Source organism: Micromonospora arida (assembly GCF_042873195.1).
Taxonomy (GTDB): Bacteria; Actinomycetota; Actinomycetes; order Mycobacteriales; family Micromonosporaceae; genus Micromonospora; species Micromonospora arida.
The window spans coordinates 144124-160126 of sequence record NZ_JBIALC010000014.1 but is presented as its reverse complement, the minus strand read 5'-3'; the positions used below and the strand labels follow the sequence as shown (position 1 = coordinate 160126).

The window sequence follows — 16003 nt, the reverse complement described above, 5'->3', positions numbered from 1 at the left end:
TGCCGGTGCCACCAGGGTCCTGCCCGCCGCGCCGGGCCCGATGCGCCCGACGACCAGCAAGCGGCGCGCCGGATGAGACGCGCCGCGCCCGAACAGAACATGCCGCGCCGGGCTTGACAGCCGGTGGGTCACCGATGAAGCTGTCTATTAGTCCTACTGTCGTAGGACAACAGGAAGGATCATCGGGAGTGATCGAGTTCGTACTGGACAGCCGGTCGAAGGTGAACACCTACATGCAGCTCGTGCAGCAGGTGAAACAGGCGCTACGGGTTGGCCTGCTGACACCGGGGGACCAGTTGCCGAAGGTCCGGGACGTCGCGCAATCCCTGGCGATCAACCCGAACACGGTGCTGAAGGCGTACCGGGAGTTGGAGATCGAGGGTCTGGTCGGCGGCCGACCCGGGGTGGGCACGTTCGTCCAGCGCACCCTGGCCAGCGCGTCCCTGCCCAACCAGGCCGAGCTGCGCGACGACCTGGTCGCCTGGCTGCACCGAGCGCAAGCCGCCGGCCTCACGGCCGAGGACGTCATCGCCCTGGTGGAGACGACGCTGCGCGCCACCCTCGCCGACGACGCCCCACAGAAGGAGCCCGCGTGAGCGGAACGAGAGGACAAGGGATGGACATGGTCTTGGAAGCAGACCGGCTCGGCAAGCGGTACGGCAGCACCTGGGCGTTACGGGACTGCTCGCTGCATCTGCCGGCCGGCCGGATCGCCGCGCTGGTCGGGCCGAACGGCGCGGGCAAGAGCACGCTGCTGCACCTGGCCGTCGGGCTGCTCAAACCCGATGCCGGCACGGTCCGGGTGTTCGGTCGCTCCCCGTACGGCGACACGGAGGGACTGGCCGACATCGGGTTCGTCGCCCAGGACACCCCGTTGTACCGGGACTTCACGGCGTCCGAGTTGGTCATCGCCGGCGACAAGCTGAACAAGCGGTGGGACGCGACGTTGGCCCGAACCCGGCTGGCGCAGCTCGGCATCCCGCCGGACAAGCCGGTCGGCAAGCTCTCCGGCGGTCAACGGGCCCAGGTCGCGCTTGCTCTGGCGCTGGCGAAGCAGCCGCGGCTGCTGCTGCTCGACGAACCGGTCGCCAGCCTCGACCCGCTGGCTCGACGGGAGTTCCTCCAGTCGTTGATGGGCAGCGTCGCGGAGTCGGGCACCACCGTTCTGCTTTCCTCGCACCTGCTGGCCGACCTGGAACGGGTCTGTGACTACCTGATCGTGCTGAACGCCTCCCAGGTGCAGCTCACCGGCGCGGTCGACGACCTGGTCGCCGAGCACCGGCAGCTCGTCGGGCCGCGACACGACGGCGGCGTCATCGGGGGCGTCGCCGCAGTGGTCCGGGCCAGCCACACCGACCGGCAGTCCACGTTGCTGGTCCGCGCCGACGGGCCGGTCACCGATCCGGCCTGGACGGTCCGCGAGGTGAGCCTGGAGGACGTCGTGCTGGCATACCTGGCCGACGGCACCACGAAGACCAGTCACAGCGAGTGGGGGGTAGCAGCATGATCTGGTTGACCTGGCGGCAACACCGCAAGCAGGCGTTCTACACGCTGCTGGCGCTCGTGGCGCTCGCTGCCCTGCTGGTGCCGATCGGCATCGCGATGCGGCACACCTTCGCCGACCTCGGGCTGACCGACTGTGCCAGCCAACTCGCCCGCGCCGACGTGGCGCAGGCGACCCGGGCGACCTGCGACGCGGGGTTCCACCGCTTCAGCAACAAGTACGGCAGCCTGAACCTGGTGGCCGTCCTGCTGATCACCCTGCCGGCGCTTGTCGGCCTGTTCTGGGGTGCCCCGCTCGTCGCCCGCGAGGTGGAGCAGGGCACGCACCGGTTCGTCTGGACCCAGGGCGTCGGCCGGACCCGCTGGGCCGTGGTGAAGTTCGGGCTGGTGGGCGCGGCGGTCGTGCTCCTCGCAGCGGTCTACGGGCTGGGCATGTCGTGGTGGGTCGACCCGCTCACCCAGGCCGCGTTCGAGGGTCGGTTCGGCGTGATCGTCTTCGACCTGCAGGGCGTCGCGCCGATCGGCTACACCCTCTTCGCCGTCGCGCTCGGCGTCTTCGTCGGCACCGTCTGGAAGCGGATGCTGCCCGCCATGGGCATCACCCTCGCCGGGTTCATCGGGGTACGGGCGGCTGTGGCGATCCTGGCCCGACCGCACTACCAGCCGGCCCGCACCCAGACCTTCCCCATTGAGGGGGAAGGGCCGCCGGAGATCAGCCGGGGGGACTGGGTCCTCGCCCAGGGCATCCGTAACCCCGACGGAGAGTTGGTCTCGGACGGCCGGATCCAGTGCCCGCCGGGCGGGAAGGGGCCGGACGGTCGGGTCTGCGGGGCCGAGTTGGGCCTGGAACCGGGCGCGTACAACTGGCAGCTCTACCAACCGGCGGACCGATTCTGGCTGTTCCAGGGCATCGAGACGGGCATCTTCGTCGCCCTCGCCGTGCTGCTGCTCTACCTGGCCATCCGCCGGGTCCGCCGGATCGCGTAGCTGGGCGACGGGTGCTCGTCGGGGAGCGGGGGCCTCGGCGATCACCCGTCAGCGCAGGCCCTCGACGGTCAGCGACAGCCAGGACGCCAGGTCGTGCAGCTCCTCGTGCACGGCCCGGGTCACCTCGGGCGTGAAGGGCACGTCCTCGTGGACGGCGTGCACGGCGAGCGTGCCGCGCCGACGCTCGGCCGTGGCGTCCACCTTTCCGACCAGCCGATCGCCGTGCAGGATCGGCAGCGCGAAGTAGCCCCACCGCCGACTCGCCCTGGGCTTGTACATCTCCAGCACGTACTCGTACTCGAAGAGGTCGGCGAGGCGGACCCGGTCGTGCACCAGCCGGTCGAACGGCGACAACAGCGCCGTACGCCCGGTGAAGGGCTGACCGAGCGCGGCCGGGTCCACTCGCCACTCCCCCGCGACGCCCTCGATGATCGCTGGCTCGCCGGCGTCATCGACCTCGGCCGGCTCGCCGGGCACGACCACCGCCTTCTCCCGAGCGATGCCCAGCGCCCGCAGCCGTCGCTCGTTGCGAAGTCGGCGCGCCTGCTCCAGCTCGATGACGGGGACGTCGGCCGGGTAGACCCGCTCGGCCACGTCCCAGAGCCGCTGTCGGCCCTGGCGGCCGGCGATCGCGACCTCGCCGCGCAGGACCAGGAACTCCAGCATCTGGGTGACGTTGCGGTTGTTGGTCCAGCCCGACGACGGCCAGGGCACGGCGCTCGTGTCCGGGATGTCGCGGGAGAGCAGCGGACCGGCACGGCCGAGCAGGTCGAGGACGTCTCGCCGGAACGAGTCGTTGGCGCGCAGCCACTCGCGGTGGCGCTCATGACCGGGCGACGCCGCCATCGCCGCGAGGAAGAGCCCCAGGTCGTCCATCGGCCGCACCATCGCCTGGTGCTCGAAGAGCGTCCGGTCCCGTTCGAGGGCCTCGCGCATGTGCGCTGGCTGGTACGACGAGCCGAGCCGGCTCCAGCAGACGAGGTCGGCGCTGGGCGCGACGGCCGCGGTCGGGTCGATCTGTACCAGGGTCAACTGGCGGACCACGGTCATCAGGTCGGTCGGACGCGGAGCGGCCAGCAGCTGGGCCCGGATGGCGATCCGCCGCGCCTGGGCCCGATCGAGTCGGTGCACATCCACGCCGGTGAGCCTAACGACGACCACCGACACCGATCGGGCCCAGAGGGTCAAACCCGCGTCCGTGCGGTCTCAGCCGGCCAGCCGTCGGTACCGGGCCACCGAGAGCGGCAGGAAGACCGCGACCAGGACGAGCGGCCAGAGCACCGCCAGCAACGGGTAGTGCTGCGCCGCCCAGGAGTCGCCGCCCCAACCGGGGTTGCCGAACAGCTCACGGGTGGCGCCGACGGTCGCCGACAGCGGGTTCCACGCGGCCACCGCCCCGAGCCAGGCGGGCATGGTGGACGGTGCGACGAACGCGTTGGAGAGGAAGCCGAGCGGAAACTCCAGGGTCTGCACGGCCACCACGGCGGTCTGCCCACGGGCGACCAGCCCGAGGAAGATGCCGACCCAGATCAGGGCGAAGCGCAGCAGCAGGATCAATCCCACCGCCGCCAGCGTGGCACCGACCCCACCGTGTGCCCGCCACCCGGTTGCGAGACCGGTCAGCAGCAGGACTCCGAGGGTGACAACCGCGAACAGCATGTCGGCCACCGCCCGGGCCGCCAGCGGCGCCAGCGGTGACACGGGCATCGATCGGAGCCGGTCGGTCACCCCGCGCTCCAGGTCCTCGGCAACGGCGATCGTGGTGAGGCTGATGCCGAAGACCATGGTCATCACGAACATGCCGGGCATCAGGAACTCTCGGTAGCTGCCACCGCCGGGCACCTGCAACGCGCCACCGAACAGGTAGGCGAACATCAACACGATCAGGATGTTGAAGCCGAGCGAGGCGATCAGTGGGCCAGGATCGCGTCGCCACCGGGCCAGGCCGCGCCAGACGAGCGTGCCGCTGTCGGCCAGGAGGGCGGGCCGGCCGGGCGTCAGATCCACCGGCGGGGCCGGCACGGTCACCGCGCTCATGCCGCCACCTCGGCGGTCGCCGCCCGGTGCCCGGTGAGGTGCAGGAACACGTCGTCCAGGGTTGGGCGGCGCAGCGCGACGTCCGCCACCGGGACGTTCACGGCGTCGAGCGCCCGCAACACGTCGACGAGCGCACCGGCCTGGTGACCGACCCGGACGCTCACCATCCGCCGGTCCACGTCGACAGTCGGTTCGTCGTCGGCCGCCCGGCGTATCTGGGCGACGGCGGCGGCAAGGTCGGTCGGCGCTGCGACGACCACCTCGATCCGATCGCCGCCGAGCCGGGTCTTGAGGTCGTCCGGAGTTCCCTCGGCGATCACCCGGCCGGCCTCGACCACCGAGATCCGGTCGGCGAGTTGGTCGGCCTCGTCCAGTTGCTGGGTGGTGAGCAGCACTGTGGTGCCGGTGCGTACCAACTCCCGGACCGACTCCCACACCTCGTTGCGGCCACGCGGGTCCAGCCCGGTGGTGGGCTCGTCGAGGAAGAGGACCGCGGGGGCCAGGATCATGCCGGCCGCCAGGTCGAGCCGTCGGCGCATGCCGCCGGAGTACGTGCTGACCGGCTGCTCGGCGGCGTCGGCAAGGCCGAAGCGTTCCAGCAGCTCGACAGCCCGTTGGCGGGCCCGGCGGCGACCCAGGTGGAACAGCCGGCCGAAGAGCACGAGATTCTGCCGGCCGCTCAGCGCCTCGTCGAGCGCGGGATGCTGCCCCACCAACCCGATCCGGTAGCGCACCTGGTCGGGCTCGCGGGTCACGTCGAAGCCGGCCACCTCGGCACGACCCTCGTCGAGTCGGAGCAGGGTGGAGAGGATCCGTACCGAGGTGGTCTTGCCGGCCCCGTTCGGGCCCAGCAGGCCGCACACGGTTCCCCGCGGCACCCGCAGGTCGAACCCGTCCAGCGCGTACCGGTCCCGATACCGCTTGCGCAGCCCTTGCGCCACTATCGCGTCGGCTCTTGTCATCAGCGCGCTCCCCTCCCGAAACTGTCTGGCCGCGCTACCGTACACCGTACGATAGCGCGTACGGGAGGTCCCATGAAGACCAGACCGAGTGGGGGCAGGGTGGTGCCAGCGGCAAGCGTCGCGGCCGACGTCAGGTAACTTCCGGAGCCAGGCGGCACCGGTGGGGAGTCGCGGTTACGCGGGATCGGCGGTGCCGACCTGGCCCGCGACGCCGACGTTCAACGGGTCGGCCAGGAGTTTGTCGAACGCCAACTCGGCGGTGCCGATCAGGACGGCGTCGCGGCCGAGCGCCGCCGCGCGCAACCTCAGGTGCTCGCGGGAGGCGGGCAGTGGCATGGTGTCGAGCCGGTCCCGGACCACGTCCGCGCCGGCGGTGAAGATGTCGCGCAGCGAGCCACCGAACACCACGGCGTCCGGGTTGACCACGTTGACCAGGTTCGCCACGCCGAAGCCGAGCCAGTCCGCCACCTGCTCGACCGCCGCGCGGGCGGTCGGGTCGCCGTCCGCCGCCGCGCGCAGCACCTCGGCCACCGCCGCGCGGTCGCTCGGGTCACGGCCGGCGTGCCGCAACAGCGCGGCCTCGGAGATCTCGGTCTCCCAGCAACCGCGTGAACCGCAGCCGCAGGGCAGGCCGTTGGGGTTGACGACCATGTGGCCGACCTTGCCGCTGTGACCCCGGTGGCCGATCACCAGTCGGCCACCGACGATGATGCCGGCGCTGATGCCCAGGTCGCCGTGCAGGTAGATGACGTCGTCGATGCCGACCGCGACGCCCCGGACATGCTCGGCCAAGCCGGCGATGTCGGCCAGGTCGCCGGCCACGAAACCGGGGCCGGAGCTGAACTCCGCCTCCAGCGCGGCGCCGAGCGTCTCGTCGATGCTGGCGATCCGGAGCCTGCCGTCCGGGTCGCGGGTGGTGTCGGTGACCGCGGCGGCGCCGCCGACAAGCAGCGCGTCGCCGGCCACCGAACGTTCCATGTCGCGGACCAGGTCGGCGAGGGGCCCCACGGCTTCGATCGCCGACATGCCGCCGGGTCGGGGGATTTCCCGTAGATCGAGGATCTGCCCGCCGAGGCCGACCCGGGCGGCACGCAGCCGGTCCGCGTCGATGCTCAACGCGTGGGCGTAGACCCGGTCGGAGCGAGGGCTGACGACCAGCGAGGGGCGGCCGGCGCGGCGGGCGGTGGTCGGAGCCTCCTCGGTGACCAGGCCGCTGGCGACCAGGTCGGCAGCGAGGGCGCCGATGGTGCTTCGGTTGAGGCCGAGCCGGCTGGTCAACTCGGCGCGGGACGTCGGTCCGTGCAGGTGGACGTAGCGCAGCACAGCGCCGAGGTTCTGCCGCCGGATCTCCTCCTGGCTGGCGCCGGGAACCGCCGGCAGCGGGGATTCGGCGTTGCGGCCGACGCCGGCTGGCCTGGCCCGTACTGGTATCGCCACGGTCAGACCTCCTTCCGGGTCGAGGCCGGTTGGTGCGGGGGTGCAGGGACGACGATGGGTCCCGGTAGAGGAGACCCGGGACCCATCGGCGTTACTGCCTACCGTGCGTGATTACTTGGTGAGCGGCGCGAGCTTCGGGTCGTTGGCGTACGCCTCAGCCGCGTTCGCCTTGGTGACGGCGACCGGCGGAAGCAGGTACGTGTCGACGACCTTGCTGCCGTTGTTGTAGGACTCGGTGTCGTTCACCTGCGGCTTGTCGCCGGCCTGGAGAGCCTTGACCATGTTGATGGTCTCCTTCACCAGGTTGCGGGTGTCCTTGTTGATCGTCATGTACTGCTCGCCCTTGACGATCGACTTGACCGACTCCACCTCGGAGTCCTGGCCGGTGACGACCGGGACCGGCTTGCCTGCGCCCTTGACCGAGGTCAGGATCGCGCGGGCCAGGGTGTCGTTCGGGGAGAGGACGCCGTCCAGCTCCTTGCTGCCGTAGGTCGAGGTCAGCAGCTGGTCCATGCGGGCCTGCGCACCCTCGGCCTTCCAGCCCTGGATGGCGGTCTGCTTGACGTCCTTCTGACCCGAGGCGACAACGACGTTGCCCTTGTCGATCTCCGGCTTGAGCACGTCCATCGCGCCGTTGAAGAAGACACCGGCGTTGTTGTCGTCCGGCGAGCCGGAGAACAGCTCGATGTTGTACGGGCCGTTCGGCTTCTTGGCCTTCATGCCGTCCAGCAGGGCCTGGCCCTGGAGCTGGCCGACCTTGAAGTTGTCGAACGCGACGTAGTAGTCGAGGTCGGGCGTGTTGGTGATGAGCCGGTCGTACGCGATCACCTTGGCGCCGGCGGCGTGCGCCGCCGCGACCTGGGTCGCCAGCTGCGCGGCGTCGGTCGCGCCGATGACGATGACCTTGGCGCCCTTGGTGGTCATGGCGGTGATCTGGGCCTGCTGGTCGGCGACCGTGGTCGACGCGCCGGCGTACTGCACGTCAGCCTGGAAACCGGCCTCCTTGAGGCCGTTGCTGAACAGGTCACCGGCGAGGACCCAGTTCTCCGAGGTCTTGGCCGGGAGGGCCACGCCGATCAGGGAGTTGGCCGCGAAGCCCTTGGCGGCGTCGCCGCTGGAGCTGCTGTCGCCGTCGCGGCCGGAACCGCAGCCGGCGAGGGCCAGCATGGCGGCGGCGCTGACCGCGACCACCGACGTGCCGAAGAATTTACGCATGGTGAGGACTTGCCTTTCTGGAGGTGTAACAGGGTGGTGAGGTCGGTGACCGTCAGCCGGACACCGCTGCCTTGGCGGGCTCGCGCTCCGCGTCCGGCGGTGAGGCGGGTGGGACGGAGTCGTCGCGGCGGAAGGGCCGCATCAGGCTCCCGATGATGGAGAACCGCCCCTGGCTCTTGTTGTAGACGTCGATCGCGACCGCCAGCAGCAGGACCAGGCCCTTGATGATCTGGACCTTGTCGGTGCCCACGCCCTGAAGCTGGAGGCCGTTGTTGAGCACGGCCATGACCAGACCACCGACGATGGAGCCGCTGATGGTGCCGATGCCGCCGGCGACGGCCGCGCCGCCGATGAAGACCGCGGCGATGGCGTCCAACTCCCAGCCGTTGCCGTCCTGCGGGCCAGATGCCTGCGAACGGGCCACGAAGATCATGCCGGCCAGCGCGGCCAGGACGGACATGTTCATCATGACGAAGAAGTTGACCCGCTTGAGCTTCACGCCGGACAGCTCGGCCGCCCGGGAGTTGCCGCCCACCGCGTAGATGTGCCGGCCGCCGGCCGTGTTGCGGGTGTAGAAGGAGTACGCGATGACCAGCGCCACCAGGATGATGCCCGAGATCGGGAAGCTGGTGCCGACGCGACCGCTGGCGAAGCGCAGCGCCGCGAAGGCGATGACCCCGACCATGACGGCCATCCGGAGGATGGAGATCCACATCGGCACCGGGTCGGCGTCCATCGCCCGACGGGTCTTGCGGGCCTGGATCTCGCGCCACACCACCGCCACCGCCGCGGCCAGACCGAGCAGCAGCGTCGCGTTGTTGTAGCCGGTGTTCGGACCGAACTCGGGCAGGAAGCCCGAGCCGATCTCCCGGAAGCCCTCCGGCACCGGAATGCTCTGCGCGTTGCCGATGAACTGGTTGCCACCGCGGAACAGCAGCATGCCGGCCAGGGTGACGATGAACGCCGGCACCCCGACGTACGCCACCCAGAAGCCCTGCCACGCGCCGATCACCGCGCCGATGGCGAGGCCGAACACGATGGCGGCGGGCCAGGGCAGATCCCACTCGGTCATCGACTTGGCGACCAGGATGCCGGTGAATGCCGCGACCGAGCCGACCGAGAGGTCGATGTGCCCGGCGACGATCACCATGAGCATGCCGATGGCCAGAATCAGGATGTACGAGTTCTGCTGGAACAGCGCGATCAGGTTGTCCGACCGCAGCGTCAGCCCATTGGTCCAGATCTGGAAGATCAAGACGATCGCCACCAGGGTGAAGATCATCCCGAACTGGCGGGCGTTGGAGGTCGTGCCTCCAAACAGGTTCTTCTGAAGGTCCTTGATACGGCTCATCGGGTGGCCAACTTCTTCGTCGAGGTCATCTGCTTCATGAGGGTCTCCGGGTTCGCGTCCGCCCGAGCGATCTCGCCCGTGATGGCACCTTCAAACACGGTGTAGATGCGGTCGCAGAGCCCGATCAGCTCAGGCAGCTCCGAGGAGATGACGACGACGCCCTTCCCCTGGTCGGCGAGCCGCTGGATGATGCCGTAGATCTCGTACTTGGCGCCCACGTCGATACCGCGGGTCGGCTCGTCGAGGATCAGCAGGTCCGGGTCGCTGAACATCCACTTGGCCAGGACGACCTTCTGCTGGTTGCCGCCGGAGAGCTTGGAGACGCCCTCGTCGACCGTCGGCGCCTTGGTCCGCAACTCCTTGCGGTACGCCTCGGCCGCCTGGTACTCCTCGACCTCGTCCAGCACGCCATGGTGCGAGATCTTGGACAGCTTCGCGGCCACCGTCGACGTCTTGATGTCGTCGAGCAGGTTGAGGCCGAGCGCCTTACGGTCCTCGCTGACGTAGGCGAGCCCGTTGTCGATGGCGTCCGCCACCGACTTCAGCACGATCTCCTTGCCGTCCTTGATGATCGTGCCCGACTCGTACACCCCGTAGGAGCGGCCGAAGACACTCATCGCGAGTTCCGTGCGGCCCGCACCCATCAGGCCGGCGAAGCCGACGATCTCCCCGCGGCGCACCACGAAGCTCTCGTTCTTGCAGACCTGCCGATCGGCGGAGATCGGGTGCCGGACGTTCCAGTTGCGGACCTCGAAGAAGACCTCACCGATCTTCGGCGTGTGGTCCGGGAACCGGCTGCTCAGCTCGCGGCCGACCATGCCCCGCACGATCCGGTCCTCGTCGACCCCGTCCGCCTTGACGTCGAGGGTCTCCACGGTCCGGCCGTCGCGCAGGATGGTGATCTGGTCGGCGATCGCCTCGATCTCGTTGAGCTTGTGCGAGATCATGATCGAGGTGATGCCACGGGAGCGGAAACCGCGAAGCAGGTCCAGCAGGTGACGGGAGTCGGCCTCGTTGAGAGCCGCGGTGGGCTCGTCGAGGATCAGCAGCTTCACGTCCTTGGCGAACGCCTTGGCGATCTCCACGAGCTGCTGCTTGCCGACCCCGATGTCCTTGATCAGGGTGTCCGGGTCCTCTTCCAGACCGACCCGGGCCATCAGGTCCAGCGCCATCCGGTTCGCGGCCTTCCAGTCGATCGCGCCCCGCTTGCGCGGTTCGTTGCCGAGGAAGATGTTCTCGGCGATCGACATCCCTGGAATGAGCGCGAGCTCCTGGTGGATGATCACGATGCCGGCGTTCTCACTGGCCCGGATGTCGGAGAACTTGCTCTCCGACCCCTGATAAATGATCTTGCCGTCGTAGGTGCCGTGCGGGTACACCCCGCTGAGCACCTTCATCAGGGTGGACTTGCCCGCGCCGTTCTCGCCGCAGATGGCATGGATCTCGCCGGCGCGAACCACCAGGTTGACGTCGGAGAGGGCCTTGACTCCGGGAAACTCCTTGGTGATGGAGCGCATCTCAAGGAGGATGGGCACGTCGCTCATCGCTCGTACCACCTCGCCAACGTCATCGGTTGCCTCCGGAAGGTTGAACCTTCACTTGGTTTTGTTGTTGACGGCAACGTATTGCGGCCGAAGGGCCATCCGCAAGGCGAGGGACTGTTGAAAAGGTAACAATCCGGCAATATAGATGTGGCAGAGTGTTCGCCTGCCACAGCGGCCACCGTAGCCCCTCCCGGCACCCCGCTTCGGCTCCCGCACCCACGCCGACCTGCGACAACGCGCCGATCGACCCGCGCCGCTACCCGCAGCTTTCCCACCAGGCAAGACGCGCCAGGGAGGGTGCGGCCGGTAACGCAGCGCACCCGCCGTGCCATCGAACGACGGTGATCGGCAACGAGGCCCAACGCCGCACGGGAGGCGCATCACGGGTCTCGGGCAACTGATGTGACCCACGCCTCTGCCGGCCGGACGCATCGACCGCCACCTTCGCGGAGCGGCGTTCACCGGACGACAGATCAGTGCCCTGACGTCCGTTAAGGGCGGTTCGTGGGCGGCACACCGGCGCCATCCCGGCCGGTCAGCTCGGGTGCAGCACCGCCTTGATCACACCGTGCTCCCGCCGGTCGAAGTGGCGATACAACTCGGGGGCGTCGGCCAGAGTGCCGTGGTGGGTGACGATCACGCTGGGCCGCGCCCGGCCCGCGACGACCAGGTCCCGCAGCAGGACGGTGTAGCGGCGGTCGTGGGTGCGACCGAAACGGACCGCGACCCCCCTGCTGAACAGCACTCCCCACGGCGCGACCAGGTTCTCGTGGCCATCCGCGCCGGGCCCGGGGTGTGGGTCCCGGTCCGGGTACACACCGGCGACCGCGATCGCGCCGGCGGCGTTGACCAGCCGGGCCGCGTCGGTGATGACCTGGTTCGGGCGCTCCCGGTCGGGGTGCTCCCGGTCGCGGGCCTGGAACCCGACCGCGTCGATGACCTTGTCGACACCGCCCAGTTTCTCCTCTCCGAGCGGCAGCCCGGTCCGGGCCCGGTCGGCCCGGATCTGCTCGACCGGGTCGCCCCGGCGGAAGTCGATCGGCACGGCCCCGATCTCACCGGCCTTGTCGAGTCGGGCGTCGACGCCGTCGACGGAGTACACGACCCGGGCGCCTCGGAGCAGCGCCGCGTAGGCGCCGAGCAGGCCGATTGTGCCGGCGCCGAACACCGCCACGGTGTCACCGGGCCCGACCTCGGCGAGGGTGGTGGCGGCGTGCCACCCGGTGACGAACGCGTCGGCCAGCAGCACGAAGTCGTCCTCGTACGCGTCCCCCGGCTCCCCGGGCAGGGGTACGCAGTTGGCGTCGGCCCACGGCACCCGCAGCAGGTCGGCCTGCGCTCCCCGGTACGGACCCATCCCGGCGTACCCGTACGCCGCGCCCGGCCCCGCGGCCCGTGCCCGCAGGCAGGCCGCCGAGAGCCCGCGGGCACACATCACACACGTCCCGCAGAACAGGTGCGTGGGGATCACCACCCGGGTCCCCGGCCGGACGGTCTGCACCGCGGCGCCCACCTCCTGCACCACGCCCAACGGTTCGTGCCCGAGCACCAGACCGGGCTCGGCGCTAGTGCGTCCGTCGTACATGTGCAGGTCGGTGCCGCACAGGGCGGTGGAGGTTATCCGCACGAGCGCGTCGGTCTCCGCCTCCAGCGTCGCGTCGGGCACCTCCCTCACCGCGACCGTCCGGACGCCGGTGTAGACGACGGCTTTCATCCCGGCTCTCCTGTTCGGCGGTGGAACGGCCGGTCTTCCCCCGACTGGGCAGTTCATGCCTGCCCGAACCCAGCAGCCGACTGCGGCGCTATCTTAGGGGCCCTAAGTTATTTCCTAGCGAAGCAAAGGTCCGGGATGCCACGGCAGGGTCTGACCAACGCGCGCGTCTCGGCCGCCGCTGCCGAGCTGGCGGATTCGGTCGGCCTGTCCCGGTTGACCGTCGCCGCCGTCGCCCGGCACTTCGGGGTCTCGGACGCGGCCCTGTACGTGCACGTCCGCAGCCGGGACGCGTTGATCGAGCACGTCGCGGTCCGGGCGGCGGCCACCTTCGCCGACGCGCTGGCGATCGCGGTGGCGGGGCGGGCCGGCCGCCAGGCCCTGGTCGGATTCGCCGACGCGTGGCGCGCGTTCGCCGTCACCCATCCGGGGCAGTACGCGGCGACCCAGCTCCAACTGCCGCCCGAGGTCGGCACCCGGTCGGCCGGGCACCTACGCCTGATCGAGCTGAGTTACGCGATGCTGCGCGGGTACGGGCTCGACGAGCCGGCCCTGACCGACGCCATCCGATTCGTCCGCAGCACCTTCCACGGCTTCGTGAGCCTCGAAACGGTCGACGGTTTCGGGCATCCCCGCGCTGTCGACGCGTCGTGGCAGTCGATCCTCGACGCGGTGCACACCACGTTGAGCAACTGGCCGACCCAGAAACAGGAGCAGCAGTGAGCAGCCACGATCAGTCGGTCGAGTCGGCCGACGGAACCCACCTGGTGGTACGACGACTGGGCGTCGGAGACCCCGTCGTCCTGGTGCACGGCTCGGGTGGCGGGCTGCACTCCTGGGCCACCGTCGCGGAGCACCTGACCCAGGACCACGAGGTGTGGCTGCCGGCCCGGCGCGGATACGGTCCCAGCGACGTCCCGGCCGGCACCAAGTCCTTCCGGGACGAGACCGCCGACCTGCTCGCCGTCATCGAGGCCGCCCGGCGATCCTCGGGCCGACCGGTCCATCTCGTCGGCGCGTCCTACGGAGCGACCCTGGCGTTGCACACCACCGTGGTCGATCCGCGCGACGTACGCTCCCTGGCGATCTTCGAGCCGCCGCTCTTCGCGGCCGGAGCGCAGGTCGCGCCGCTGCTCGACCGGTACCGTGCCGCCTTCGAGCGCGACGACGCCGCCGCGATGGCAGCGGCCCTCAACGATGTGACGCGGGTTCCGGCCGAGATCGTCGCCGCGATGGCCGCCGACGCGGGAGATCGGGTGCCCGACCCGGTCGAGGCGCGCCGCTCGGCGGTCGGCTGGCTGCACGATCTGGAGGCGCTCGCGCAGGACAGCACCGACATCACCCGGTGGTCCTCGATCGCCGTGCCGACTCTCCTGCTGGCCGGCGCGGACACCTGGGAGCCGATGCCCACCACGATGAACGCCCTCGCGCGGGCGATTCCAGCGGCCCGTTACGTCGTCTGGCCAGGTCAGTCGCACTTCGTGACCATGACGGCACCCACCCTGGTCGCCGACGCGCTGCGGCAGTTCTTCGCCGCGGTACCCGCCGCCTAGCCGAGCCGGCCGAGGCACCGGCGGCACCGCCGAGACACCTCACCACCTCAGCCCGTCGAACGCATCCGCTCGGGCTCGATGACTGCGGCCGGTGACCCACCGGCGCACGAGGCGTACCCCGCGCGGGGTGTCGCACCGGCCGCCGTCGGGCAGGATCCGCACCGGCGGTGCGGATCCTGCCCCCACACATCGGTGGGCGGCCTGCTCGGTGTGGCGGGATCAGTGACCGGCGTTCTGCCCGCCGTCGACGTGCAGGATCTCGCCGGTGACGAACGGTGCGGACTCGAGGTAGACCACGGCGTCGACGACGTCGCTGGTCTCGCCCATCCGGCCCACCGGGTGCAGGCCCGCGAGCGTCTGGTGCGTCTCGACCGGGTGCATCGGGGTCTTGATGACGCCGGGTGCGACGGCGTTGACCCGGACACCGCGACCCGCGTACTCGATGGCCAGCGACTTGGTCGCCGAGCTGAGGCCGCCCTTGGTCAACGACGCGAGCACCGACGGGACGTTGGAGTTGGGCTGGTCGACGAAGCTCGTCGTGATGCTGACGACATGACCGGCCCCGCTGGCCAGCAGGTGCGGCATGGCGCGCTGGGTGAGGTGGAAGAACCCGGCGAGGTTGATCCCGGTGACCTGGTCGAAGTCCTCGTCGGTGTAGTCGGTGAACGGCTTGGCGACGAAGACGCCCGCGTTGTTCACCAGGCTGTCGATCCGCCCGAAGCGGTCGAGTGCGGCACGCACCACCCGCTCGGCGGTGTCCGCCTCGGCGATGTCGCCCCGGACCGTGACGATCTCCGGGTCGTCGGACGCGCCGATCGAGCGCGAGGTCGCCACGACGCCGTACCCGAGCTTGCGGTAGGCGGTCACGAGGTCGGCACCGATGCCCTGGGAGGCACCGGTGATCACGACGACCTTCTGGCTCTGACTGCTGTTCATGAGGAAACCACCTTCACTAGACGACTGGTCTACTAAAAACTAGCCGACCGGTCGTGTATCGTCGAGGCATGGGTCGGACCAGTGACGCGAAGAACAAGATCCTCGACGCCGCCGCCACGCTGATCGAGCAGCGCGGCTACACGGCGCTCGGCGTGGCCGAGATCTGCGCGGCGGCGGGCGTACCGAAGGGCAGCTTCTACTACTTCTTCGAGTCGAAGCAGGCGCTCGCCCGCACCGTCATCGACGAGCACTGGGTCACCCAGCGCCGCCAGTGGGAGCAGTTGCTCGGCAGCGAGCGCGACCCGCTGCAGCGGCTCCGGGACCTGTTCGAGGCCACCGAGGAGGTCCAGCGCGTCGGCCAGCAGAAGGCCGGCGTGGTCGCGGGCTGCCTGTTCGGCAACCTCGCCCTCGAACTCAGCAACCAGGCCGAGGAGATCCGCGGTCGGCTCCAGGAGATCTTCGAGGAGCAGATCAGCCTCATCGAGCAGGTCGTCGTCGAGGCGAAGGAGCGCGGCCTGGCGGGCCCGGCGGTCGACAGCCGGGAGGCCGCCCGATCGATCGTCGCCCAGATCGAGGGACGGGTCCTGCTCGCGAAGTTGCTCAACGATCCGACCCAGCTGGAGACGCTGTGGCGCAACTGCCTCGATCTCCTCCAGGTGCCGGCGCAGGCGCGGACCACCACTGGCTGAACGGACGACGGTCGCTGACCGTCCACTCCGGGCGCACTGCTCGGCCGCTCAGTAGCATCGGCGAGGCACGATATTCAG

The 16003-nt window shown here is 70.0% G+C and carries 15 protein-coding genes; 6 read left to right on the top strand and 9 right to left on the bottom strand.

Features of this window, described 5'->3' with window-relative positions:
- Positions 1 to 188 precede the first annotated feature (188 nt).
- The 3 genes from ACFYP0_RS29520 to ACFYP0_RS29510 are packed head-to-tail and all read left to right on the top strand — an operon-like array spanning position 189 to position 2490.
- The gene (locus ACFYP0_RS29520; RefSeq protein ID WP_112678633.1) at positions 189 to 596 is read left to right on the top strand and encodes a GntR family transcriptional regulator; all 408 of its coding nucleotides are present in this window, start codon (positions 189 to 191) and stop codon (positions 594 to 596) included.
- A 20-nt stretch (positions 597 to 616) separates the two neighbouring features.
- Entirely contained in the window at positions 617 to 1507 is an 891-nt protein-coding gene (locus tag ACFYP0_RS29515; protein WP_355498884.1) for an ABC transporter ATP-binding protein, read from the top strand.
- Positions 1504 to 2490, top strand: coding sequence for an ABC transporter permease (locus ACFYP0_RS29510; protein ID WP_355498881.1), 987 nt, complete (start codon positions 1504 to 1506; stop codon positions 2488 to 2490). The genes ACFYP0_RS29515 and ACFYP0_RS29510 overlap by 4 nt, the downstream gene beginning before the upstream one ends.
- Positions 2491 to 2538: 48 nt before the next feature.
- On the opposite strand, the gene ACFYP0_RS29505 is transcribed toward ACFYP0_RS29510, so the two are convergent.
- The 8 genes from ACFYP0_RS29505 to ACFYP0_RS29470 all read right to left on the bottom strand — a co-directional run bounded on the left by ACFYP0_RS29505 (position 2539) and on the right by ACFYP0_RS29470 (position 12750).
- Complete coding sequence (locus ACFYP0_RS29505) at positions 2539 to 3627, bottom strand: DNA glycosylase AlkZ-like family protein (RefSeq protein ID WP_355498878.1); 1089 nt, start codon at positions 3625 to 3627, stop codon at positions 2539 to 2541.
- A 69-nt stretch (positions 3628 to 3696) separates the two neighbouring features.
- Positions 3697 to 4527, bottom strand: coding sequence for an ABC transporter permease (locus ACFYP0_RS29500; protein ID WP_124856277.1), 831 nt, complete (start codon positions 4525 to 4527; stop codon positions 3697 to 3699).
- The gene (locus ACFYP0_RS29495; RefSeq protein ID WP_355498874.1) at positions 4524 to 5489 is read right to left on the bottom strand and encodes an ATP-binding cassette domain-containing protein; all 966 of its coding nucleotides are present in this window, start codon (positions 5487 to 5489) and stop codon (positions 4524 to 4526) included. The genes ACFYP0_RS29500 and ACFYP0_RS29495 overlap by 4 nt, the downstream gene beginning before the upstream one ends.
- A 174-nt stretch (positions 5490 to 5663) precedes the next feature.
- Positions 5664 to 6926 (bottom strand): ROK family transcriptional regulator, encoded by a 1263-nt coding sequence (locus tag ACFYP0_RS29490; RefSeq protein ID WP_355498871.1) that lies wholly within the window; start codon positions 6924 to 6926, stop codon positions 5664 to 5666.
- A 111-nt stretch (positions 6927 to 7037) separates the two neighbouring features.
- Positions 7038 to 8141, bottom strand: coding sequence for a substrate-binding domain-containing protein (locus ACFYP0_RS29485; protein ID WP_124856283.1), 1104 nt, complete (start codon positions 8139 to 8141; stop codon positions 7038 to 7040).
- Positions 8142 to 8193: 52 nt separating this feature from the next.
- The gene (mmsB, locus tag ACFYP0_RS29480) at positions 8194 to 9492 is read right to left on the bottom strand and encodes a multiple monosaccharide ABC transporter permease (protein WP_124856285.1); all 1299 of its coding nucleotides are present in this window, start codon (positions 9490 to 9492) and stop codon (positions 8194 to 8196) included.
- Complete coding sequence (mmsA, locus tag ACFYP0_RS29475; RefSeq protein WP_356980670.1) at positions 9489 to 11036, bottom strand: multiple monosaccharide ABC transporter ATP-binding protein; 1548 nt, start codon at positions 11034 to 11036, stop codon at positions 9489 to 9491. Before mmsA ends, mmsB begins: the two co-directional genes overlap by 4 nt.
- Positions 11037 to 11571: 535 nt before the next feature.
- On the bottom strand, positions 11572 to 12750 hold the full coding sequence (locus ACFYP0_RS29470) for an alcohol dehydrogenase catalytic domain-containing protein (RefSeq protein WP_356980672.1): 1179 nt from the start codon (positions 12748 to 12750) through the stop codon (positions 11572 to 11574).
- Between the two features lie 135 nt (positions 12751 to 12885).
- Between ACFYP0_RS29470 and ACFYP0_RS29465 the strand changes: the two genes are divergently transcribed.
- On the top strand, positions 12886 to 13470 hold the full coding sequence (locus tag ACFYP0_RS29465; RefSeq protein ID WP_355006849.1) for a TetR/AcrR family transcriptional regulator: 585 nt from the start codon (positions 12886 to 12888) through the stop codon (positions 13468 to 13470).
- A complete protein-coding gene (locus tag ACFYP0_RS29460) occupies positions 13467 to 14300 on the top strand; it encodes an alpha/beta fold hydrolase (RefSeq protein ID WP_356980674.1) in 834 nt (277 codons plus the stop codon). Before ACFYP0_RS29465 ends, ACFYP0_RS29460 begins: the two co-directional genes overlap by 4 nt.
- A gap of 219 nt (positions 14301 to 14519) precedes the next feature.
- Here ACFYP0_RS29460 and ACFYP0_RS29455 read toward each other — a convergent pair whose 3' ends face one another.
- Positions 14520 to 15236: an SDR family NAD(P)-dependent oxidoreductase gene (locus ACFYP0_RS29455; RefSeq protein WP_356980676.1), complete on the bottom strand. Its 717-nt coding sequence runs from the start codon at positions 15234 to 15236 to the stop codon at positions 14520 to 14522.
- 68 nt (positions 15237 to 15304) lie between these two features.
- Between ACFYP0_RS29455 and ACFYP0_RS29450 the strand changes: the two genes are divergently transcribed.
- The gene (locus ACFYP0_RS29450; RefSeq protein ID WP_124856297.1) at positions 15305 to 15925 is read left to right on the top strand and encodes a TetR/AcrR family transcriptional regulator; all 621 of its coding nucleotides are present in this window, start codon (positions 15305 to 15307) and stop codon (positions 15923 to 15925) included.
- Positions 15926 to 16003: the final 78 nt, after the last annotated feature.